At 38.9% G+C, this 22577-nt stretch carries 22 protein-coding genes; 7 read left to right on the top strand and 15 right to left on the bottom strand.

What is annotated here, in order from left to right; genetic code table 11:
* The first annotated feature begins 124 nt into the window (after positions 1 to 124).
* From ACQKN3_RS12905 to ACQKN3_RS12895, 3 genes are all read left to right on the top strand, one after another.
* The gene (locus tag ACQKN3_RS12905; RefSeq protein WP_427711984.1) at positions 125 to 1828 is read left to right on the top strand and encodes an ABC transporter ATP-binding protein; all 1704 of its coding nucleotides are present in this window, start codon (positions 125 to 127) and stop codon (positions 1826 to 1828) included.
* A 73-nt stretch (positions 1829 to 1901) separates the two neighbouring features.
* Positions 1902 to 2819 carry a dipeptidase gene (locus ACQKN3_RS12900; RefSeq protein WP_427711982.1) on the top strand — a complete coding sequence of 306 codons (918 nt, stop codon included), beginning with the start codon at positions 1902 to 1904 and terminating at the stop codon, positions 2817 to 2819.
* A 70-nt stretch (positions 2820 to 2889) separates the two neighbouring features.
* Complete coding sequence (locus ACQKN3_RS12895; RefSeq protein ID WP_251690640.1) at positions 2890 to 3087, top strand: YwbE family protein; 198 nt, start codon at positions 2890 to 2892, stop codon at positions 3085 to 3087.
* 26 nt (positions 3088 to 3113) lie between these two features.
* Here ACQKN3_RS12895 and ACQKN3_RS12890 read toward each other — a convergent pair whose 3' ends face one another.
* Positions 3114 to 3689: an SF0329 family protein gene (locus tag ACQKN3_RS12890; RefSeq protein ID WP_427712025.1), complete on the bottom strand. Its 576-nt coding sequence runs from the start codon at positions 3687 to 3689 to the stop codon at positions 3114 to 3116.
* Positions 3690 to 3763: 74 nt separating this feature from the next.
* Positions 3764 to 4045 carry a hypothetical protein gene (locus ACQKN3_RS12885; protein ID WP_427711980.1) on the bottom strand — a complete coding sequence of 94 codons (282 nt, stop codon included), beginning with the start codon at positions 4043 to 4045 and terminating at the stop codon, positions 3764 to 3766.
* Between the two features lie 395 nt (positions 4046 to 4440).
* On the opposite strand from ACQKN3_RS12885, the gene ACQKN3_RS12880 reads away from it, so the two are divergent.
* The gene (locus ACQKN3_RS12880; RefSeq protein WP_427711978.1) at positions 4441 to 4842 is read left to right on the top strand and encodes a DoxX family protein; all 402 of its coding nucleotides are present in this window, start codon (positions 4441 to 4443) and stop codon (positions 4840 to 4842) included.
* A gap of 90 nt (positions 4843 to 4932) precedes the next feature.
* Here the strand turns inward: ACQKN3_RS12880 and ACQKN3_RS12875 are convergent, their stop codons facing one another.
* The 7 genes from ACQKN3_RS12875 to ACQKN3_RS12845 form a co-directional block, all read right to left on the bottom strand.
* Complete coding sequence (locus ACQKN3_RS12875) at positions 4933 to 5958, bottom strand: M14 family zinc carboxypeptidase (RefSeq protein ID WP_427711976.1); 1026 nt, start codon at positions 5956 to 5958, stop codon at positions 4933 to 4935.
* Positions 5959 to 6231: 273 nt separating this feature from the next.
* Positions 6232 to 6864, bottom strand: a complete 633-nt coding sequence (locus ACQKN3_RS12870) for a 3-oxoacid CoA-transferase subunit B (protein WP_427711974.1) — start codon at positions 6862 to 6864, stop codon at positions 6232 to 6234.
* A complete protein-coding gene (locus ACQKN3_RS12865; RefSeq protein WP_427711972.1) occupies positions 6865 to 7563 on the bottom strand; it encodes a CoA transferase subunit A in 699 nt (232 codons plus the stop codon).
* A gap of 298 nt (positions 7564 to 7861) precedes the next feature.
* Entirely contained in the window at positions 7862 to 8488 is a 627-nt protein-coding gene (locus ACQKN3_RS12860; RefSeq protein WP_427711970.1) for a general stress protein, read from the bottom strand.
* 327 nt (positions 8489 to 8815) lie between these two features.
* Entirely contained in the window at positions 8816 to 9343 is a 528-nt protein-coding gene (locus tag ACQKN3_RS12855; RefSeq protein WP_251690629.1) for a hypothetical protein, read from the bottom strand.
* 175 nt (positions 9344 to 9518) lie between these two features.
* Positions 9519 to 10082, bottom strand: a complete 564-nt coding sequence (locus ACQKN3_RS12850) for a nitroreductase family protein (RefSeq protein ID WP_251690628.1) — start codon at positions 10080 to 10082, stop codon at positions 9519 to 9521.
* A 186-nt stretch (positions 10083 to 10268) separates the two neighbouring features.
* Positions 10269 to 10766 carry an amidase domain-containing protein gene (locus ACQKN3_RS12845; RefSeq protein WP_427711967.1) on the bottom strand — a complete coding sequence of 166 codons (498 nt, stop codon included), beginning with the start codon at positions 10764 to 10766 and terminating at the stop codon, positions 10269 to 10271.
* A gap of 140 nt (positions 10767 to 10906) precedes the next feature.
* Between ACQKN3_RS12845 and ACQKN3_RS12840 the strand changes: the two genes are divergently transcribed.
* Positions 10907 to 11929 (top strand): DUF2804 domain-containing protein, encoded by a 1023-nt coding sequence (locus ACQKN3_RS12840; protein WP_251690626.1) that lies wholly within the window; start codon positions 10907 to 10909, stop codon positions 11927 to 11929.
* A gap of 21 nt (positions 11930 to 11950) precedes the next feature.
* A complete protein-coding gene (helD, locus tag ACQKN3_RS12835) occupies positions 11951 to 14173 on the top strand; it encodes an RNA polymerase recycling motor HelD (protein WP_427711965.1) in 2223 nt (740 codons plus the stop codon).
* A gap of 83 nt (positions 14174 to 14256) precedes the next feature.
* Here helD and ACQKN3_RS12830 read toward each other — a convergent pair whose 3' ends face one another.
* The 6 genes from ACQKN3_RS12830 to ACQKN3_RS12805 form a co-directional block, all read right to left on the bottom strand.
* On the bottom strand, positions 14257 to 14976 hold the full coding sequence (locus tag ACQKN3_RS12830) for a LytR/AlgR family response regulator transcription factor (RefSeq protein WP_427711963.1): 720 nt from the start codon (positions 14974 to 14976) through the stop codon (positions 14257 to 14259).
* A gap of 5 nt (positions 14977 to 14981) precedes the next feature.
* Positions 14982 to 16280, bottom strand: coding sequence for a GHKL domain-containing protein (locus tag ACQKN3_RS12825; RefSeq protein WP_427711961.1), 1299 nt, complete (start codon positions 16278 to 16280; stop codon positions 14982 to 14984).
* A gap of 130 nt (positions 16281 to 16410) precedes the next feature.
* Positions 16411 to 17619 carry an ABC transporter permease gene (locus ACQKN3_RS12820; RefSeq protein ID WP_427712023.1) on the bottom strand — a complete coding sequence of 403 codons (1209 nt, stop codon included), beginning with the start codon at positions 17617 to 17619 and terminating at the stop codon, positions 16411 to 16413.
* The gene (locus ACQKN3_RS12815) at positions 17606 to 18505 is read right to left on the bottom strand and encodes an ABC transporter ATP-binding protein (RefSeq protein ID WP_427711959.1); all 900 of its coding nucleotides are present in this window, start codon (positions 18503 to 18505) and stop codon (positions 17606 to 17608) included. The genes ACQKN3_RS12820 and ACQKN3_RS12815 overlap by 14 nt, the downstream gene beginning before the upstream one ends.
* Positions 18506 to 18623: 118 nt before the next feature.
* Entirely contained in the window at positions 18624 to 19208 is a 585-nt protein-coding gene (locus ACQKN3_RS12810) for a glycosidase (protein WP_427711957.1), read from the bottom strand.
* Between the two features lie 171 nt (positions 19209 to 19379).
* On the bottom strand, positions 19380 to 20255 hold the full coding sequence (locus ACQKN3_RS12805) for a GNAT family N-acetyltransferase (RefSeq protein ID WP_427711955.1): 876 nt from the start codon (positions 20253 to 20255) through the stop codon (positions 19380 to 19382).
* A 310-nt stretch (positions 20256 to 20565) separates the two neighbouring features.
* Between ACQKN3_RS12805 and ACQKN3_RS12800 the strand changes: the two genes are divergently transcribed.
* Positions 20566 to 22569, top strand: coding sequence for a sensor domain-containing protein (locus ACQKN3_RS12800; protein ID WP_427711953.1), 2004 nt, complete (start codon positions 20566 to 20568; stop codon positions 22567 to 22569).
* Positions 22570 to 22577 lie beyond the last annotated feature (8 nt).

Below are 22577 nucleotides of genomic sequence, written 5' to 3'. Positions count from 1 at the left end.
CTGCTCCAAAATTTCGACTCTCGAAAAGCTCCCAAAAAATGTTATAATCCGAGTAAGAATCATTTTCACTACTATTACAACCGGTTGCACTCAGTTTTGAGTTGTTTAACAGAAAGGACTAGAAATGCTAGCAAGATTTTTTACGTATTATAAGCCGCATAAGCGATTGTTCATTATCGACTTCTCATGTGCGGTATTTGTGGCCGTTTTGGAATTGCTGTTCCCGATGGCTGTGCAGTGGTTTATCGATGATCTGCTCCCGACAAACGATTGGGGCATGATTACGAAAATCAGTGCGCTTCTTTTACTGACGTATATTTTAAGTACGGGCATGAACTTTGTCGTGAACTATTTGGGTCATAAACTCGGGGTCAATATCGAAACCGATATGCGCCAGCAACTGTTCAATCATGTGCAGCGTCAGCCTTATACGTTTTTCGATAATATGAAAACAGGTCATTTAATGAGTCGTATTACGAATGACTTATTCGATATCGGGGAGTTTGCGCATCATGGTCCGGAAGATTTGTTCATCGCAATGATGACCTTCATCGGGGCGTTTACAATTATGTTCAACATTAACGCGACCCTTGCGACGATTATTCTGATATTCGTTCCGTTTTTAATTGCGGTTATGTATTGGAGCAATAGACGAATGAAAAAAGGCTGGAGCGTTATGTACACTGAAATTGCGAACGTCAATGGCCGTGTGGAAGACAGCTTCTCCGGTATTCGCGTCGTGAAATCATTTACAAATGAAGAATTCGAAACGAACCGCTTCAAAGACCAAAATGCTCTTTTCCGTAAAGCGAAAATCTATGCCTATAAAGTAATGGCCGGTACGCATTCAAGCATTTACTTTTTAACACGTCTATTGACATTGCTCGTGCTTGTTGTTGGCGCTTGGCTTTCATTTAACGACAATCTATCAGCCGGGGAGTTTGCAAGCTTCATTTTATTTACGAATGTATTAATTAGACCAATCGATAAAATCAGTGCATTGCTTGAAATGTATCCAAAAGGAATGGCCGGCTTTAAACGTTTCTGCGATCTGCTTGACCAGGAGCCGACGATTGTCGACCGCCCAAATGCAATTGATGTTGACCAATTAAACGGCGATATCGAGTTTAAAAACGTGGACTTCAAATATGCGGACAGCAAGCAAGTTCTGAACAATCTATCGTTCAAGGTGGAAGCAGGAAAAACGGTTGCCTTTGTCGGCCCGTCCGGTTCAGGGAAAACGACGATCAGTGCACTCATCCCCCGCTTTTACGATATTACGGACGGTGCAATTACAATTGACGGTTACGATATCCGCGATTTAACACAGCAGTCGCTCCGCAAGCAAATCGGTACAGTACAGCAGGATGTATTTTTATTTACAGGTACTATTCGCGAAAATATCGAATATGGTAAATTAGGTGCGAGCTTCGAGGATATTAAAGCAGCGGCCGAGCAGGCGAACTTGCTGGAATTTATCGAGAATTTACCGGATGGCTTTGAGACGGAAATCGGTGAACGCGGTCTGAAATTATCGGGCGGACAAAAACAGCGTCTTGCGATTGCGCGAATGTTCCTGAAAAACCCGCCAATTTTAATTTTGGATGAGGCAACATCAGCCCTTGATACGGCGACAGAGCGGATTATCCAGCAGTCGTTGAATGATTTGGCGAAAAACCGGACGACCTTGATTATTGCGCACCGTTTAGCGACAATTCGCGATGCGGACTATATTTTCGTCGTCACACCAAATGGCATTGAAGAGCAAGGCACATATGAAGAGCTTGTCGCAAAAGGCGGTATTTTTGCAGGGCTTCATCATGCATAAAGATTAAAAGAAAGATGAGGTGGATGATTGCGGTCATTCACCTTTTTTTCACCAAAATGGAGGGGGTTTTTTAATGAGTATTCCAGTAATTGATTTACATTGTGATGCATTGTGGCGTATGCAGCAGGACGGTCACCGGTTTAACGATGGTCTGCTTGATGTAAATGCCGATAAACTTCGCGCAGGTAATGTGATGGCACAGGCGTTTGCGGTTTATGTTTACCCTACTTTAACATTGGAGGAAAAACGGACTGCGGCTTTTAGGCAAATTGCGCATTTTCAGAATGAAGTGCTAAGCGAACAAGTTGTGCATGTGAAGAAATGGGCGGATTTTGAGAAGCTTCAGCCGGGACAAACAGGCGCTTTTTTAACAATTGAAGGCGTTGATTTTTTCGGTGGCGACATTGATTTTTGGCATCAGTTCCGTGAGCTTGGCGTGTTGTCGATCGGGCTTACATGGAATTACTCAAACGAAGCGGCAGACGGTTTACATAGTACATCACAGATTGGCGTTACACCGTTTGGCAAAGAAATCATCAAGCTGAATAATGAACATCGCCTTTTCACCGATGTTACCCATCTACATGAACGAAGCTTTTGGGATGTAATCGAGCATGCCGATTATGTGATCGCTTCTCATTCGAATGCAATGGCGGTCTGCAATCATGAGCGAAACTTGAATGATGCTCAAATAAAAGCAATGATAGAAAAAAATGCGCCGATTCATGTTGTGTATTATCCTGAATTTATAAACGGCACAAGCACAGCGAGCATGACCGACTTGATTCGTCATATTGACTATATTTGTTCACTTGGCGGGAAGCATTTGATTGGGCTTGGATCTGATTTTGATGGAATCGATGCGAAGATTTCCCATCTTGAACATTCTGGAATGCATCAAAACTTAGTTAATGAGCTGCTAAAGAATTACAGTGAACAGGACGTGCGTGGATTTGCGGCTGCAAATTTTTTGAAGCATTTGCCGAAATAGGCTGTAACGTCAGGTCCTCTTCGGTTTCGTGTTATACTAGAGAAACTTATGAATGAGAGGACGTTTTACTATGAACGGCAAAAATCGAAGTGATGTCTTTCCTGGCTTGGAAGTTGATATTGTACTAAAAAAAGACCAGCGTACAGGCAAAACAACACGCGGTATCGTAAAGGATTTACTGACAAACAGCAGCTCCCATCCCCACGGCATTAAAGTGCGGTTGGCTGATGGACAAATTGGACGTGTTTGTCAGACTTATCCAAAGTAAGTATCAAAGCAAAACTATTCCCCTACCTACATTTTAGGCGGGGGATTTTCTGTTACTGCAATCCCTTCAACATCACATCGGATTTTATAAAATCTCAAAATTAATGGGTGTGTATTTTTGCTCGTAAGAATCAAGTTTTCCAACCTTCTTTTGCCTAGCCTTCTATCAAACATTGCAAATGCCTGTATCATTATATTTTCGGAAGTTAACGCTTCTTCAATGGACAATGAACTATATTCCATAAAGGGCGCATAAAAGTGATAACTGCTGAAAATATTTTGGTTAATCATCATTTCTTCAGATTTATCGGATGCTTTTACCAATGCTTGTCGCTCAGGAGAATGAAACATTTCGTCCCAATCCGGATTGAATGGAATCCCTCTTAAATTTTCTTCCTCTTTTATTTTGCGGTATGTTTCTTCATGTCTTGTTTGATAAGTAACATCCGAAGCACTTATAATTTCTTTTTTATCAAATGTAATCCAGACCCTACTTGGACCATCATGAAATTTCCGGTAGACAGTCGCGTATATTTTAATTCGTCCTTGTAACTTTTCGCATATAAAACCTTCAAGTGTGGATTTAGTCTTACTCCATTTAATAGCAAATCAGCCTTTCCAAAAAGTTATTAGTTAGCTTTAAATATGTAGTTGCGGTGCTTTCCATTTAATTTAAGCTATTTATATGTACCTTTACTACCCTTTAAAAATTTGATAATAAAACTACCGATTAAAAACGTAATAATAGTTGCCCAAACATAGGTATTCAATTTTTCAGGTAAGAATTTTAACATCCAAACTGCCAACATAATAGTTGCGATTGATAAATACTCAAATTTTTGTGTCTGTTCAAACTTTTTTAAATTCATTAGTAAGACTAGATAACCGATTGGCGGGGTTACAATACAGAAAAAATATAAAGTTTTATTCTTTAAGTACCAAGGTGTTGTTCGTTCCATTTACTCCTTTTCCTTCTATGTTATTCAACATTTCTTTATTTTTTACGAAACGGTTTTTATTGAATTATAACCTTCTTAAACCACCTTTTGGAAATATCACTTTTAAATTAACCCTCTCCCCAATTTTTAATCTAGAAACCAGCTCATTTTTTATTTTCTCTCAATAATATAAGCAACAATTTTTTGCTTTTAAAAACATTAATTTATATCGAAAATGATTCTTTTCCCTTCAATTACGCTCAGATCATTGAAACACTTAAATTACTTTATTACACTAGGTTACGAAAAGTAATCATTGAGGGTGTGACCTACATTTATTGTAGATCACGTTATTTTTTACCCTAACACTTACTTTTGATAAGTAATTTACAAAAGGTTATTTGGAGGAATTTATTATGACAAAACAACAATGGGCATCATTACTTGTACGAGTAGTGTTTGGTTTTATGTTCTTTTACCACGGATTTGTTAAGTTTCAAGGTGGGATCGAGAATACAGCAGGTTACTTCGAATCGCTTGGTTTAATGAGTGGTCTTGCATTTGCAGTGGCAATCATCGAATTAGTTGGTGGTTTATTATTAATCCTTGGACTTGGTACTCGTGTAATTGGTGCAATATTTGCAGTGATTATGATTGGTGCAATCTTCACAGCAAAACTTTCACTTGGATTATTTGGTGACGGTACTTACGCTGGATATGAATTAGAAGTTGTATACGTAGCACTAGGCATTTATTTCATGTTCGCTGATCGTTCTCCATTATCACTTGATACTAAATTAATGAACAAAGCAGATTAACAGTGAATAGAGAAAAGGAGCAAAAGATGTCAATACTGACTCTCTTGCTCCTTTTTGAAAATGCGTCACAAGTTGCTCAGTTTTTACACATTATTTTTGGGTATCCAATGTATCCCAGAAACTGATATCTGCAGTTTCAATTGAACGATCTGCTATTGCTTGTACCGCAGCATCCAGTGTTGTAATCGTTTGTTTGATTAAATAACCATTACTTTTTTGACCAATAACTGCCGATTCATTGAAGTGATCGGACATTCCGCGCATTTCAAATAGCAGTGTAGCAATATCATATTGAACTGCGGCGCCATTACGGCCGATATTCTCACCATTGCCGCCATTATATTTGGCTAAATGGCCCCATCCAGTAGAATCAACAGCATTAAATACAACAGCTCCCAATTTTTTCGATTTCTCTAATACTTCCGGCTTCACTTTATCATTCGTAGGATAAAGCATAGATCCTGACACTAATTTCCCGTCTCGTCTTGCCTGAGTACCTTGGTGATGCAGGTCAATCATGTAGTCAATATCATACTTTTGTAAGACATTTTTATGAAGAGCCTGAGTTTCCGGATGCACTTTATCAACATGATCACGATTTAAGTCTGCCCCTACCGCATTGTATCGAGTTAGATTTCGGCCTCCGTCAGCGATATAATCATCAAGAGAAAAGTCGACATCTCCCATTGCACCATCTGCATTTAACATTGGCACAATAAGAATATTGACCTTATCAAGAACACCCTTTGTTTTACCTGTGCCAAGATGCTTGATAAATTCCAATGCACCTTCTGTAGTTAATTGTTCATTACCGTGCTGTTGTGTCAAAAATAGGATTGTCGGGTTGTTTGTATTTTTAATATATTTTGCCATGTAAATATCTCGTTTTTTTACAGTCTGACCGATTACTTCAAGTTGCATAGCATCTTGTTTCGCATCTTGCTTTTTAAGATAATTAACCATTTCATCGTACGTATATAGGATTGACGTTTGAATCGATTCATTTCCACCATAGTTCGGTCCTTCACCTACAGCATAGGCAGTTAATGAAGCTGGTGTAACAGCTCCCAGTGCCAAAATACCAGTTAAGGATAGTGCTAACGCTTTCTTTTTCATAAGACCCCTCCATTACTTTAATTTTCAAAATTATTAAAATAATAATTCATACTATAAGAATATCCACCAATTCGATAATCGTATATAGAGGGAATCTATCAATTTAATTGCATCAAACATAGAGCATTTGTTTTAATTTACCAATAATGGTGTATATTATTTTACTCACTATTTCGCTGTTCTTTTCAAGTTTTTATAGAGTAAAAGTCACTAAACCCTGTTGTATAGAAATTAAAAATGCGCAAAAAGCTGAGCTGCTTTTTGCGCATGATTTTACAGTTTCACTTCAAATATAGCTTCTGTTTTTTCCTGCACTTCTTCTAGCGTCATCCCATCCTGAAGCTCCACTAGCTGCATCTTGCCATCTTGAAAATCAAAGACCGCCATATCGGTAATTAACCGGTGAACGACACTTTTGCCTGTCAACGGCAATGAGCATTCACGTTTTACTTTGGACTCACCGTATTTGTTCGTATGTTCCATAATGACGATGACCTTTTTTGCGCCGACAACTAAGTCCATCGCCCCGCCCATTCCTTTCACTACTTTTCCAGGAATCATCCAGTTGGCCAAGTCCCCATCTTCAGAAACTTCCATTCCACCGAGAATAGCCAAATCAATATGTCCGCCACGAATCATTGCAAAGCTTTCCGCGCTATCAAAAAACGTCGCGCCCACTTTTGCAGTGACCGTTTCCTTCCCGGCATTGATCAGGTCTGCATCGACTTCCTCTTCCGTCGGATATGGTCCAATTCCGAGCAGTCCGTTTTCCGACTGCAGCATCACATTATAATGCTCCGGGATTTCATTTGCGATCAAAGTTGGCATCCCAATACCTAAATTCACATATGTTCCGTCCTGTATTTCCTTCACCGCGCGTCGGATAATTTTCATGCGTGCATCCATTTATGCTTCCTCCCTTACAGTGCGGCGTTCAATACGCTTTTCAAATGACTCGCTATGGATGATATGCTGCACATAAATTCCTGGCAGATGAATTTCGTCCGGATCTAGTTCGCCTGTTTCGACAAGCTGCTCCACCTCGACAATTGTCACTTTACCTGCTGTCGCACAAAGCGGGTTGAAGTTACGCGATGTTTTACGGAACACAAGATTTCCGGAGCGATCCGCTTTCCATGCTTTCACAAGCGCAAAATCCCCTGTAATCGCGCGTTCAAGCAAGTATGTCTTGCCGTCGAACTCCTTCGTCTCTTTCCCCTCTGCGATCGGCGTCCCGACACCTGTTGCCGTATAAAATCCCGGTATACCCGCACCGCCAGCACGAATACGTTCCGCTAATGTGCCTTGTGGTGTCAATTCCACTTCAAGCTCACCGTTTAAAAATTGCTGTTCGAATGTTTTATTTTCCCCTACATAGGAAGCAATGATTTTCGTAATCTGCTTGTCTTGTAACAGAATGCCGAGACCGAAATCATCGACACCACAGTTATTGCTGACAACCGTCAGATTTTTTGTTCCTTTATCTTTTACCGCCTGAATTAAATTTTCCGGAATACCGCATAACCCGAAGCCCCCCACCAATAATACAGCTCCATCGTCTATTGCCTGAATCGCCTGTTGTACAGAAGCTACTACTTTGTCCATGTCCTTATCCCCTTTCACATCCATACAAAATATTCTACAAAAAGACGAGATTCCCTTTAAAAATCTGTTTTTCTATTGGCAGTTTGGCAATTTGTCGTGCGTGCATTTTTTAATAAATTTCGAAATGTTCTAATATATTTTTATTTTAAGTCCGCGCTTTGTTCTAATATCCTCGCTTCATTTTCGAAAATCCCCCATCGTTGTTCTAATAACCCCTTCAATTGTTCTAATAAATTCCTGCTCCACACCCCACACAAAAAAGCCAAACCGCCCCCTAAAGAACGGTTTGACTTTCCTTTTAATTTTGCTTTTCATGCGGTGCCTGATAAATTCCCAATTCCTTTGTATTCGGATCGCGAACAATGCGCTGATCGTCTTTTAACGGAATAATATCCGGATCATCCGCATCACTGCTGCGGCCAAAATCTCCTGCAACACTTGTATTCGGTAATGTTTCATACTTTTTCTCAGGTTCAAATGGTACTGGGCGCTCATCCATTACCTCTTTGTTAATAAGGTTCGAAGGATTGGACCGGTTTGTAATCCATTCATCGAGTGTATGGCCTGTCCAATCTTCTTCATCAAATGGGTCGGTACCTGTTATGAGCAGTTTACCGCCATCTTCAATTATTTTTTCGTATTCAAGTCGCTTATTTTCCGGTAAACCGAGGCGGCGAATTTTTTCTTCAATTGGCGATTCTTTCGTTAATGCTGTTTTCACTATACTGCGGACTCCATTTGTTGTAATAAGTGATACTTGCTGATCACGTGCGATGGAGTGAAATTCGTCTACATCCTTTGTTAAAACATAAATATGTGTACCTTCCAATTCATTATCCGGTCTACGTAATTCCTGGAGTTTTTCTAGCAATTCCTGTTTCGTATAGGCAACATCAATTTTCTGTTTCGGCTCATCAAAAAACATTTGCATCCCTCCATTAAATTATTCGTAAGTACCTTTTCCCCATCTCACCTATACAAAACTTATTTTAAAATAGTATACAGACGATAAACTCCTGCGGTATTCCGTTTCAAAATTGGTTCCGTACAGATATCCTGCTTTCGATGAACCGCGAATATCTAGTGCCTTGTATTAACGTAACTGTTGCTAGTGTATTTTTCATGACGGTTCTTTCCGGCGTAATCACACATCGTGAACGCGCACCTAAATTAGAAGAAATGACAATATAAAAATAGCGAAATCCCGTTCCAAAGCTAATAAAACTTTGGAACGGGATTTTTTTCTCTTATATCAAGTTAGCGTTTCGATTTTTTCATAAATTTCTTTCAGCATAATATCATAACGATTCCCGTTTAAATAAAAATTACAAACATAGATACCACTTTTTCTCTCTGCCAATTCATTCCCTACCGGAATTTCATTATGTAAATAAAGCGTTGAATGTGAACCGTTTACAAGATTTTGAAAATGCAGTGTATCATACGTTATATTTTCCTTCGTAAAAGCAAAATGCCCTTTTGCTGCTTCATAATAAACGATCGGAATGATTGCCTCCTCATATACTCTAATATATTCATCCATGGAAGCTTGTCCAAATACAAGTGGCGTAATAAAAAGTGCATCAAATTGTAAAGTTTGATCCGTAACCGTTTCTTCAATTTCCTCGAATGTAATTTCTACAATTTCTATATTAGTATTGTACTGATCTTGGAACTCCCCTAAAACAGCAATTTTTAACGGCATCCCCTCATACGCGACTATTTCCTCCGAACACCCTGCTAATAATAGAAGCCCGAGCAGAAATAATACTTTTTTCATTTATATCTCATCCTTTCTTAGATGAATTGTATACTAGGTTGCGATCAATCCTTGCCAATTATTCGTCAGGGAATAATTAAAGGAGCTGCCACATAATGCGGCACCCCCTTTGCTTTTTAGGAATATAAAAAATGCACAAGGAAATCATTGTTTCCTCATGCATTCAATCCTATTATTATTGACCAAATTCCGTTACGAACTCAGTAAGCTCTTTACGTACTCTTACATTTGGCACATTATCGTAATAACCAAACTGGAACATCGAAATGACACGCTCATGTGGCTGTGCATTTAATGCTTCACGGAATTTCGGATTGTCTAAAAAGCCCGGTGTTTTCCAACAAGTACCGATGCCTTTTTCCCATGCCAGTAGTTGCACATTTTGCAGATAGCAAGCGGCAGCCGCATAGTCTTCTAATCGTTCTTTTTGACGAACATCTTCTGTCACAAGCACAAATGCGTACGCACCGGCCAATGTGAATTTTTTCATTTGTATAGCAAGCGCATCTTCTGAAAGCTCCTGCCATTTCGGAACTGCAAGGTCTCGAAGCAGTTCATGTACTTTTGGCAGCTGCTCCTCTGCACCTACTACAATGCGCCATGGCTGACGGTTGCCGTGATTCGGTGCCCATTTTGCATCATCCAAAATTTCCATTACTGCCTTTTTGTCAACTTGCTGTCCGTTAAACAGTTTAATCGAACGACGTTGCAATACTGCGTCTCTTACTGATAAAGTCATCGCCAAATCCTCCTTCAATTACTACTATTACATTAGCATGAATGATCTCTATTTAACATATTACATTGAGGGAATTCTATTAAAAAGGTTCATTATAAGGCAGGTTACCACAATTCTGTTAAGTAACGTATTAAACAAGCGGAAAAACTCTGCTTATTTCACCACTCTCTCTTCCCATAAAGACATTCAAAACTCATCTTCAATATGGTAATAGTAATATTGCATGTTTGGAGTATAGGCAGTGGAATCTTCATACGTATAGATGCGGTCGCTGCTGTTGGATGTATGGGCATTTACATACGGAACCCCCTGCTCAATTCGCGTCACAATTGTACTATGATCTATCCGACCATCCCCTGTAAAATCGTAAAAAATTAGATCCCCAAGCTGCAGTTCACTTGGCGAGCTTACCCTAGTCGCGCGTAAGCCTTGCGTGGACGTTTCCAAATACCAGCGAAGAGAATGTGCAACAGACCAGCTATAACTCCAGCGCTCCGGTTGTCCGATCATCCACCAGCCTTGCCCACGGTTCGGTGCCCCACGCATTGGAGCCCCTCCAGCACGTAAACATTGGGAAATAAAGTTCGTACAGTCATCCCGAAATACCGGATATTCAGGATTAAAGCTGTCCCACCATCTATTTGCATAAGCCACAGCAGCCATCCGATTATAAGTAGGCAACAATCTTCTCCTTTTTTCACAGCGTATGTCGAGTACTTTCTAATTATGAAAGTGTTGTGAATGTAGAGCAAAAATCCCCTGTTTTTGTAAATCTTTGATACAATTATTTTATTGAAATTATGAAACGGTTAGGGGGAATTATGATGACACAACATGCAGAAAGGGAAATTTTTCTTCCGATAGCCCTTTGCGATAAAAAAGGTAACTTAAATCCGGAAGCAATCGGTTTTGCACGTAGACCTATTATCGACAGTAATTTGTCAGGGCATTTTATGCGCAAGAAAAAATGGAATTACTGGTGTGTATATGGGGAGGAGATTTTATTTTCCGCGACAATCAGTCATATGGATTATGCGGCTGTATGCTTTGTTTATTTCCTCGAATATGAGACACAACGTTACTTTGAAAAAACAATTTTAATTCCGCTTGGGGCAAAAGTAAAAATGCCGACACAAGTGCTGGAAACAATACAATATAAAAATTCTGAAATGTCCATTCAACTTACATACTTCAACCGCGAGACCCATTTAACAGTAACCGCGCCTGATTTTGACGGTGATCCTTTGCATGCAGAGCTCACAATTGCACACCCGAAAGACGATGACTCCCTTAATGTAGTCATTCCATGGAATCGCCGGACATTCCAATTCACGGCAAAACATCATACGTTGCCAACTTCGGGAACGGTAAAAATCGGGAACCGCACCTTTACGTTCACACCGGAAGAAAGCTTTGCTGTACTCGATTACGGACGTGGTGTATGGCCTCGGGAAGCAACATGGAACTGGGGCATGGCATCGCAGCGCGTTCGTGGTCAGCGGATTGGTTTAAATTTTGGCGGTAAATGGACAGATGGAACAGGCATGACCGAAAATGCCATTTTTATCGACGGTCAAATGATGAAAATTCATGAAGATGTTCTGTTTCACTATGATCGCACCAATTTCATGCATCCGTGGACGATCAAAACGAAATTCAGCGGACGCGTCAACCTAACTTTCACACCATTTTTTGAACGTGTAGCAGAAACGAATGCGAAACTCATCGTTTCCTCTGTTCATCAGATGGTCGGTTATTACGATGGATTTATTCAGCTCGACGATGGCAAAACACTGCATATCCAGCAAATGCTTGGCTGCATTGAAGAACATGTTGCAAAGTGGTAACACGTTAGGGGGGAAAATTTAATGACAGCTCAAGATTTTAAGCAGGAACAACAGCGTCTGCACGAAACAATCCATTATATGGACCAGATTTTAAATAGCTCGAAAAAAGATATTGAAACGGCACAGGAAAATATCCGTACTGCGATGGCCAATGTGGAATATTTGGACTCCAGTGACAGCTTCCTGAATATTTTAATGAATACACGTTTTTTCGAGCTTGCCCGTAATCAAAAAGAAGGGTTGGAAGCGATTCGGCAAAAACCGTATTTTGCACGAATCCATTTCCAACGTGAAAACGAAAATGAGGAGTTTCTTTATATCGGAAAGACTTCACTTTTCCATAGTGAGACCCATGAACCGATTATCGTTGACTGGCGCTCCCCTGTCGCAAACGTTTATTACGATGGCCGACTTGGTGATATTTCTTATGATGTCCGGGATGAAACACATTCCGGTCATTTGTTTGCCAAGCGCCAATATAAAATTGAAAACGGCGAGCTGATCAATTATCGGGACGTCGATTTAACAACAAATGATGAGCTCCTCCAGGAAGCACTCGAAGGAAAAGCCGATGTCCGGTTAACGGAAATTGTCTCCACTATCCAAAAAGAACAAAATGAAATTATTCGTGCACATCTGCGCCAGCCGATTCTTGTACAAGGTGCGGCAGGTTCAGGTAAAACAACAATTGCCCTCCACCGGATTTCGTATTTCCTTTATACGATGGGCGAGCATTTCAATCCAGAACAGTTGATGATTCTTGCACCAAACCGGTTATTTATCGATTATATTGCTGATGTATTACCGGAGCTTGGCGTCGATAAAATTTGCCAGACAACATATGCACAATATGTACTTGATGCACTGAACCTAAAATTAAAACTTCAAAATCCGAATGAACAACTCGAGCAGCTCATCGCAAACCCTTCCGTACAGCAAGAGTATGCCATGATTTCGAAAACAAAAGGCAGTCCATTTTACGAGCTCATGATGAACCGCTATATCGAGCACTATGAACAGCAACTTGCAGCATTGTTTGATGATGTATTCATTGAAAAATACCGCATTATGAAAGGCGAGCATTTACGAAAGCTGTTTTTGGTAGAATTTCATTATATGCCTGTAGAAAAGCGGCTTGAACGTATTAAAAAGGTTATTCAAACAGAGGTAAAGCGGAAAACCGCAGCTGTGCTCACGACATTGAATACGCGCTATGAAGATGCAATTGGCCGTGCGCTAAATGGCATGCGCGACGCAGAGAAACGCCGTCGTACAGTAACAAAACTGATTGATGAACGGGATGCCCGCGTTCCAAAAATTAGACAGGAAGCAAAATCCGTTGCAACAGTCTATATGAAAAAATTCCAGAAAGTAAAAGTGAAACAGATGTACCGTGAGCTTTTGACGAATCGTGAGTTATTAGGTGAAGTTGCACCTGAATGGCCGTTGGAAGAAGTGGCGCATTTTATAAAAGCACATCAGAAAGAACGTTGGGTACTGGAGGATTTGGCTGCCCTTTACTTTTTGCAGGCAAAGATCAAAGGTATTGATGAGAAGTGGAAAATGCGCGTCGTGTTTATCGATGAAGTACAGGATTACAGCTATTTTCAGCTTGCTGCACTAAAAGCGGGCCTTGAAACGGATATGTTTACAATGGTTGGCGATCTCGCTCAAGGAATCCATAGCTACCGGTCCCTGACAGAGTGGCAGCCTGTACTTTCTCTTTTCCCGCGCGCAACGTATGCAACACTTCAAAAAAGCTACCGAACAACAATTGAAATTATGGATGTTGCCAATGAAATCCTGATGCAGATGGATGAGGATTTACCTCTTGTTGAACCTGTTGTCCGTCATGGAAAAGAGCCTGAATTTATCGTCGCGGAAGAGTTTGATCCCGATATTATTCAAGAAGTGCTTGTAAAAATCCGCGACAATCAGCATCAATCCATTGCGCTTATTTGCAAGACAACACATGAAGCCGTTCAGTTAATCGGACAGCTTGAAAACTCCGATGTCCCTGCTCAGTTACTCGATGAGAATTCAGCAATTGATCAGCAAAAACTTCTCGTCATCCCAAGTCACTTGGCAAAAGGGTTAGAGTTTGATGCGGTTATTCTTACGTCATTTGACACACCGTATGATGACAACCCTCTTGACCGGAAACTGCTATATGTAGCCTTAACCCGTGCCATGCATGAGCTTTATTTGATTGGCCCTTCGAAAGAGGCTTTTTTAATGAAGTGAACGAGGTATTAACTTAAAAGCACCAATCGCAGTCATTCAATGCGATTGGTGCTTTACTTTTAATATAGCGGTTATAAGTGCCTTTACCTTACCAATTCTTTAATCAGCCTTGCGGATGCATAGCAAATTTCACCATTATTCAGTGTAATAGATCTTTCTTTGGAATCAATGTTTGTTATCTTACTTTTATTCACAATAAAAGATTTATGGCAGCGGTAAAGATCGGGATGTAGCCCTTCATAATTTTTTAAACGACCGTAAAATTCAATATATTCATTTTCCAAATGCAATATCACTTTATGCGAATCCGAAGATGCTTCGAAAAAGTAAATATTTTGGAAATCAATATTATAAGTGCGTCCCGTAGTTTTGATTTGCAGTTTTTGAATGCTTTCTTGTTCGCCTAATTTTAAATAGCGTCGATGAGCTTCTTTTAAAGTGGATAGTATCTTTTCCTTTAACGTATCCGAATTGTCTTTAATAATAAAATCCAGTGCTGCTAGTTTATAAATAAACGTAAGAAAGCTCATTTCTGCATGTGTTGTAATATACACTAGGTTGGCAATAGGATCCTCTTCCCGAATTTTACTTCCTAATGTAATTCCAGTAATTTCGTCTTTTAAATCTATATCCAAAAAATAACAATCTGCCTTTTCGTTTTCTAAAAAGGATAAAACATCATGTGGATTAGTAGTTGCAAGTACTACTTTCATACCGTTATCTTCTATCATGGCGAAGTTCTCAATTATTACTTTGGTTCTGTCCAATTGAATTCGATCATCTTCACAAATAACTATATTCATCTAATCTACCCCTTTTTAAACTCCATTTCCTGAATAAAATAAGGCGGGCTAATTTTTGTGTTTAAACTAACATTTTGTAAATTGTTTTTCATTTGACGTAAATTAGCTAAGCCTAGGCCTCGATTTTCTCCCTTTGTTGAAAAGCCTTCTTGGTAAATTTCATGTACTTTTATATTTTCTGATTCATCAAATTTGTTAGTTACGACTAATAAAATCGCATCTTTCATATGAATAAAGGCTGCACGTACTTCTCCATCTTCAGTTTCTCGTGCTGCTTCGATTGCATTGTCCAGCAAAATCCCTACCATACGGTTTAAAATAATTGGATCTACCGGTATTTCAGTGATTTCTTCCACAACCTCAATATGAAACGGAACTTGGTGGGTTTGAGCTTGTAAAATCTTTGTCGTTAATAACCCTTTTAAACTATTGATTTTCAGGTTATTTAATACCATCATCGAGTGCTGATTTAACTGTTCCTGTTGACTCGCTTCTAATATGTGGTCGTAAAAGTATGTATGGAGACCATCATAGTTTTTATCATCAATAAATGTACGTAAAGAAGATAAAATATTGACGTAATCATGTTTAAATTTGCGCATATCCTGATTAATTTGTTCTAGTGACGCAACATAGGATTCGAAGTTATTTATTTCGTGTTCTCGTTGCTCCATTTTGAATTGTTTAATCGCTAGAAAGACAATGGTAAAAATACTGATTGTCAGTAATGCTAAGTAAATTAAAAACATTACCAAATTATCCTGGACGCTCTCATTAAAATTCTCATGATCAATTTTCATAATATTGATATACATAAACACTATTGCAACAACACCAAGGAACACGAGAATATAGGAGATATAACGGTGGAATACCCATTGATTAATCAAATTTGCAATGCGTTTATAACAGAAAGCAAAAAGAATGCCCAATAGGATGAATAATGATATATGGCTGAAAAAAGTCAGTTTTCCATTGCCTATTCCACCAAGCAGATGGAAAGTCACTACACTTGAAATATTATCCGTAATAACTAAACAAATAAGGGCTGCTAACGCATGGAAAATATGGATAACTACTTGGGTTTTCCGATAAATCATCCATGTCAAAATAGCTAAATAGTATAAAATCGATACAGCACCAATAAATTGAAACAATATAGAAGTTGGTAAAAATATAATTAATACAATTGTTAGTAATTGCTTTTTTGACCATGACAAGTCTAATACATATGTGTTAAAAAATAGTAGCATCAAATATTGAACAAGAAAAATTATGATCACTTCAATAGTTAGTCCGTCCACTCATTTACACTCCGTTATAAATTTACTGTATATCCATTATATACTAATTGATGAAATTAAAAAGTCTTCCCAAAAGCTATTTTAGCGTTTGAGAAAACTCTTAAAACGTTATGAAATATTGGAACAGCTATTATTTAAATTGAATTAATTGTTTAAATGTTAAACTATCTGATTTTAGAATACCTTTCGGATATATTTTCGCAGCTATAGCGGCAAATAAGCCAATAAATAAAATCATAACCACCAATGAAATAACGATCTCTCCCGGGGCAATCGTATTATAGACAATACGGATCAGTACACTCATTGGTGCTGTAAATGGAATGTACGATGTTACTTTTGTCAAAGTGCCTTCCGGATAATCCATGACAAATAATATTTCTACTGTCAAACTCGCCATCAATAAAATTACAATTGGCATTGTTGCGCTTGATAAATCATCCGGACGACTTACCATCGATCCAACAATTGCAAATAAAGTCGCATAGATGAAGTACCCAATGATAAAGAAAATGAGGATATATGCGGCTGTCCCCCACGTAATTGTCTCTATTACAGTCTGTACAAACGACCCTGCAGGAATCTCAAAGATACCCAAGTTTGCCCATAATAAGAGGCCGCCGATAAAGATGAATAATTGTGCTAAGCTTGCTAGACCAATGCCCAAAATTTTGCCGTACATCATAGGTACTGGTGCTACCTTTGTAATCATGACTTCCATAACACGGGAAGATTTTTCAGAAGCAATTGCCGTTGCAACATTATTGCCGTATGTTGAAATGGCTAAAAACATAATAGCGATCAACCCATATACAATAAGTAAGGCATTCGGCTCTGCTTCATATAATGATTCAAAACTGCTCTGCATTGGCGCGTTCAACGCTTGAACGACAGTCGGGTCAATTGATTGGGCAGCGACAATAGACGCCACTCTCTTTTGTTCGAGATATGATTCTAACGAGATTAGCAGTTCATTATTCACTTTTGACATATAGATATTCAGATGCATCATGTCCGCTTGATTTTCCAATACGAAGAAGCCTGTCAGTTCCTCCGCTTTAATCTCTTCTTTTAAGCTCTCTATCCTTGCATCGTCTACAATCTTCCAGCTTCCAGTGACTCCAGCTAGCTCTTGTTCGGACAATTCTAAAGATGTATGATTCACGATTTTATACGTCTCTTCCGAACTGTCCTTCGTGAAGCTATTGATAATCGCCGGGGAGGCAAAGAGCAGTACACTCAATGCCAAGAGCCCAACCGTAATATATAAGTATGCTTTTGTTTTAACCGCTTCTTTAAAAACTGTGCTGAATACAATACTGAAATTACGCAATGACATCCCCTCCTGTCCGTTCAATAAAGATTTCATGCAAGCTCGGCTCTTTTAATGAAACCCCCTGCAGTTCGAATTTCTCACCAAATTCCTGAATAAGCTGGTATATCTTTTCGGTACGCGGGATGCGTAATTTGTAACGATTGTTTTCCTGTGTGAAATCATATTGTTTTTGCGTTAAGTAGTCCCTCAAGTTGGGGGCTGCTGTTTCCAGCTCCAAGTAGCGGTAGTCATAAGAATTCTTTACATTCGCTAATTGGTCAGAAACTATCAGGTTCCCGTCCTTTAAAATGCAGATCTGGCTACAGAACGATTCAACCTGTTCCATTTGATGGCTGCAAAAAATAATCGTTTTCTTTTTAGCAATCAATTCTTTTACAACGCTTTTCAACATATCTGAATTAACCGGGTCTAATCCGCTGAACGGCTCATCTAAAATGATAAAATTCGGGTCATGTATAATCGCCGTAATTAATTGTACTTTTTGCTGGTTCCCTTTCGATAATTGTTCGGTACGCTTCTTGGCCGCATAAGAAATTTCAAGTTTTTCCAACCATTTTAGTGCCTCTCTTTTAGCATCTTTTTTGTTCATACCTTCCAACATGCCAAAGTAAATAATTTGATCTAAAACATTCATTTTGGCATAAAGTCCACGTTCTTCTGGCAAGTAACCTATTTTTAGGTTTTTCTTAGAGAAAGGCTTTCCTTTCCATAAAATTTGACCACTATCCTTAGGAATCAGCTCTAGCATCATACGTATGGTTGTTGTTTTTCCTGCACCATTTCTGCCTAACATACCAAGGATTTGTCCTTCTTCTAATTGAATGGAAATATTGTTCACTGCTTTTTTATTGCCAAAGCTTTTATTTAAATTTTTTATTATAAAGGTCATTTGCACCGTTCCTCTCTTAGCTGAACATTTTTATAATAGAAATAACGACGACTCCAATAACAACTCCAACTACAGTTCTTAAAATATTTTTCATTTTACTGCCTCCTTTTATGTTTAACTACGTAATGATTTTCTGTTCAAATGCCTTACTGATCGACTCGATATAATTCGGTACTTTAAAATAGGTATTAATCCGATAAAGTGATTGATCAATTTCTTCTACTGACATCCCCCGTTTATGCTGGATGAACTCAAATGTATGACCAACCGCTAAATCTCTCAGGATTTTTTTATCCATCTCTTTTAAAGAAACCTCAAGTAAATTTGATATATTACTCTTAAACGATTCCATCAGTAGTACAAATTCGTCCAACCTTGTATTTTTTGTCACACTTGCCCAGCGTTCTTCATCTTTTAATAGATGGTAAACCTCCCCCATTCTTGAATCTACAAGAAGCATAATGTCTACTTCGGGGCCCTTCACTTTTTTTAAACTTTCAATAATCAGCGCAAAATGCTGGTTTGTTGTTTCAATTACCACTACATCAATACACTGTTCTTTAATCTTTTTCCGTAATGCCTGATTAAAAAGAGGAGCTTGAATGGCATAAGTATCTACTTGCCAAGCCGGGCGCTTATCACGAATCGCTATTTGTAATGCTTCGATAAACAAAGTAGACATTGAAACAATCAATACTTTCAAAATATCCCCCCTTTTGGTAATTGCCTGATTTCACTATAATTTTGTTTGTGTGATTAATGTTTAAAGGATCTTCAAAACCAATAAATCAATCATTACCGTACTTTTTTTGCATAAAAAAAACGTTCATATAATCATGAACGTTTGCTTCGTAAGCACTTGAATCTACACGGCTTACAATCCAATATAAATGTAATAATCAAGCTGGGATGACTTCATAAAGCCGGCTTTTTCGTATACATGAAGGGCTGCCATATTTTCGACTTCCACATCAAGTAAAATTGTCTTGTCACCCGAACGTAGCGCATAATCTTTCACTAAATTTAATATTTGCGTGCCGATCCCTTGGCGTTGTCTCTTCGGAGAAACTGCAAATGCTGTAATCCACTGTACTTCTCCTTCTTTGCGGGTCGTCACTGTGCCTACGACTTCACCATCAATTTCGGCGGTCCACATTACTAGGCCTTCAGTCGTTGTATTAAACTCGATCAGTTCCAATGACTCTTCACGAATATCGCCAAAAGCATCACTGAAAACCGAGACAAGTGCTTCCGTATCCTTTTGCATAAACGGGCGTAAAGTAACAGGTCCCTCTTTTTGCAGAACTTCTGCACGGGCTTCCAATGTTGCTTCAGAAAAGCTGTATAAATACCCGTTCTTTTGAAGAAATTCTTTGCCGTAATGCGAGCCTTCCACGATTAATGCAAGCTCCCCTTCACTTTCACGCATCGCCAATCCTTCTTTTAGCACGTTCAATATCGCCGTACCAATTCCAAGTTGACGATACATTGGTGCAACGATCATCGACCATTCATACGTATTTAATCCCATCAAATCGACTGCAGTACCTGCCCCGACCAGCAAATTCTTTTCATCATCATATACAAGAACATAAAATCCCCGTATTTCATAGCTTTTCGCTATCGGTAAATTCATGACTTGATTTAATAGTACGCCATCACAAACGGCCGCTGTTTTACATAATTTCTGTACTTCTTCATATGTTTCTTCATCTAAAGGAAACGACACTGTTATTGCCGATAAATTCATTCTTTCTACTCCAATTCTAACTACTATAATTTCTTTATTTTAGTAAAGCTATCGAAGTAACGCAATACTCGCGCACGAATCCATTCAAATTTATCTTTCCATAAATAATATTTTCATTAAAAACAAAACAACTTCTTGATACAATTTTTCTAGTAAAGGTGCATAAATTTAACTACTTATTACCCAATAATAAGGTATAATAATCCTATGCATGATTATTTTTTACAAATAAAAATTCATCTTAAATGACTAAACGATGTTATTTAATTATAATTGCAATATGAATTAATTAATTAAGGAGACTTAACTTATGACAAAAGAGCAAATCTATTCTACTAGTACTGAGCCACTACTAGATACCCCTTTTCCTTCTTTTGTACTTTTACCTAATGGTACACTCGTTCATGGAAATCTCCGTCAATTAGACTACCCAACACAAGAGACAAAAGAACTAATCGGAAAGTCCATACACGACACGCTATTTTCAGAAGTAGGTGACGATGTCATTGAATCAATTTTAACAAGTTCAGTAGCGTTATGTTTGCACAACATTCCTCTTTCACTGAAAGGTCAATCTTCCAAAACTTGCACACTTTATACGAAGCCGACTGTCTTAGCAAATGAGCAAGCGATCTCTGTTCTTTGTATTCCAAATGAAGAAGTTCGTTTAATGGATGAAGAACAGCAGCATTTAGTCGACCTTAAAAACGGGATCCACCAATCATTCATGACCGTTACACTTGACCAGGACGGCTTTATTACTCAAACAAATCAGCCATTTTTAACAGCAAGCCGCTGGACACCAAAACGGGTCATCGGGAAAACATTGTGGCAATTATTCCCGCAGAATCCTGAATCCGAAAAAGCGGTCCTTGAAATTTGGAAAACCTTGCAAAACGGGCAAGTTTGGCAAGGTGAAGTTGAGAAATTGACAAAGGATGAGCAGCTTTACTGGGTACATTTAACGGCGATTCCGATGATGGGCCAAACATTTGAAAAGAACGAGTATTTGCTGATTGAACGGAATATTACAAAAGAGAAAAAGATTCAGTTCCAACTGGAGAAAATCGCATATATCGATACAGAAACAGGAATGATGAATGTCCACCGCCTGGAACAAATTATCGGAGAAATGATTGAAGAACAGCGTCATTTTTCATTCGTTTACTTAAGTATTGATAAGTTTTACACAATTAAGGATTTACATGATGGCGTAGCCGGAAATTCCCTTATCTTAGAATTTACAAAACGCATGAAAATGTATTTCCAAGATAGTACGATGGCTCGTATTAATGAAAGTGAATTTGTCGTAATTACACCATTACCAGAATGGTTTACACAAGGTTTCCTGAATTATTTACAGCAAAATCCAATCTACAGCGGTAACGTAGCAGTCCCACTTTCATTAAGCGGCGGGATTACACGCTTCCCGGAAGATCAAATGACATTCTCTCAATTAATGAAGGCATCATTGGCTACGATCGCTTCTGTACGCAGTGCGGGCGGTGACAGCATCGTCTCATTATCAAAATCTTCACATGCTGCATTAAACCGCAGATCAATTGTTGAAAAGCGATTACTGCTTGCTTTAGATCAGAAAAACCTGCATGTTCTCTACCAGCCTCAACTTGATTTAAGAAGCGGTAAAATCACAGCTGTCGAGGCATTAGTCCGTTGGGATGATGAAGAAATCGGCGCTGTATCACCGGATGAACTGATTCCTATCGCGGAAGAGACAGGTCTCATAAATAATATCGGTTCGTTTATGCTGGAAAAAGCATGTGAACAAGCGGTACTATGGAAAAATGCGGGCCATGCGATCAAAGTTAGCATCAACTCTTCAGTGCGCGAGTTCCGTGATAAAAATATGGCCAAGTCTATTTTGGAAACACTTGAACGTACTGGATGTCCGGCAAATTTACTGCAAATCGAAATTACCGAAAAGTTTGCATTGGAAGCTGAAGCTGAAACAGGAATTATTAAGCAAATGCGGACACTTGAAAATGAAGGCATCGTCTTTGCGCTAGACGATTTCGGTACAGGTTACGGCTCGTTCCGTTATATGCAACTTCTGCCAATTTCAATTTTAAAAATTGACCAGACATTTATTCGCTCGCTGAAATCAGAAAAAAACCAGCAGCTCGTAAACGGTATGGTACAGCTAGGAAAATCAATGAATTTGACGGTCGTTGCGGAAGGTGTGGAAACAGAAGAACAAATGCAGATCCTGACAAGCATCGGCTGTGAGGTCATCCAAGGGTACTTCGTAAGCAAACCAAGTTCTACAGAAGAAATTTCTTCTTTATTAGGATAAATAAAAGC

This window comes from Solibacillus sp. NPDC093137 (assembly GCF_050280445.1).
Classification (GTDB): Bacteria; Bacillota; Bacilli; order Bacillales_A; family Planococcaceae; genus Solibacillus; species Solibacillus isronensis_B.
The sequence above is the reverse complement of the archived record's forward strand: the minus strand, read 5'-3'. Positions and strand labels throughout refer to the sequence as shown.

Excerpts from the sequence above, each read along its gene's own strand:
- ACQKN3_RS12905 (WP_427711984.1), top strand. The coding sequence starts at position 125 with ATGCTAGCAAGATTTTTTACGTATTATAAGCCGCATAAGCGATTGTTC.
- ACQKN3_RS12900 (WP_427711982.1), top strand. The coding sequence starts at position 1,902 with ATGAGTATTCCAGTAATTGATTTACATTGTGATGCATTGTGGCGTATG.
- ACQKN3_RS12895 (WP_251690640.1), top strand. The coding sequence starts at position 2,890 with ATGAACGGCAAAAATCGAAGTGATGTCTTTCCTGGCTTGGAAGTTGAT.
- ACQKN3_RS12885 (WP_427711980.1), bottom strand. The coding sequence starts at position 4,045 with ATGGAACGAACAACACCTTGGTACTTAAAGAATAAAACTTTATATTTT.
- ACQKN3_RS12880 (WP_427711978.1), top strand. The coding sequence starts at position 4,441 with ATGACAAAACAACAATGGGCATCATTACTTGTACGAGTAGTGTTTGGT.
- ACQKN3_RS12875 (WP_427711976.1), bottom strand. The coding sequence starts at position 5,958 with ATGAAAAAGAAAGCGTTAGCACTATCCTTAACTGGTATTTTGGCACTG.
- ACQKN3_RS12870 (WP_427711974.1), bottom strand. The coding sequence starts at position 6,864 with ATGGATGCACGCATGAAAATTATCCGACGCGCGGTGAAGGAAATACAG.
- ACQKN3_RS12865 (WP_427711972.1), bottom strand. The coding sequence starts at position 7,563 with ATGGACAAAGTAGTAGCTTCTGTACAACAGGCGATTCAGGCAATAGAC.
- ACQKN3_RS12860 (WP_427711970.1), bottom strand. The coding sequence starts at position 8,488 with ATGTTTTTTGATGAGCCGAAACAGAAAATTGATGTTGCCTATACGAAA.
- ACQKN3_RS12855 (WP_251690629.1), bottom strand. The coding sequence starts at position 9,343 with ATGAAAAAAGTATTATTTCTGCTCGGGCTTCTATTATTAGCAGGGTGT.
- ACQKN3_RS12850 (WP_251690628.1), bottom strand. The coding sequence starts at position 10,082 with ATGACTTTATCAGTAAGAGACGCAGTATTGCAACGTCGTTCGATTAAA.
- ACQKN3_RS12840 (WP_251690626.1), top strand. The coding sequence starts at position 10,907 with ATGACACAACATGCAGAAAGGGAAATTTTTCTTCCGATAGCCCTTTGC.
- helD (WP_427711965.1), top strand. The coding sequence starts at position 11,951 with ATGACAGCTCAAGATTTTAAGCAGGAACAACAGCGTCTGCACGAAACA.
- ACQKN3_RS12830 (WP_427711963.1), bottom strand. The coding sequence starts at position 14,976 with ATGAATATAGTTATTTGTGAAGATGATCGAATTCAATTGGACAGAACC.
- ACQKN3_RS12820 (WP_427712023.1), bottom strand. The coding sequence starts at position 17,619 with ATGTCATTGCGTAATTTCAGTATTGTATTCAGCACAGTTTTTAAAGAA.
- ACQKN3_RS12815 (WP_427711959.1), bottom strand. The coding sequence starts at position 18,505 with ATGACCTTTATAATAAAAAATTTAAATAAAAGCTTTGGCAATAAAAAA.
- ACQKN3_RS12805 (WP_427711955.1), bottom strand. The coding sequence starts at position 20,255 with ATGAATTTATCGGCAATAACAGTGTCGTTTCCTTTAGATGAAGAAACA.
- ACQKN3_RS12800 (WP_427711953.1), top strand. The coding sequence starts at position 20,566 with ATGACAAAAGAGCAAATCTATTCTACTAGTACTGAGCCACTACTAGAT.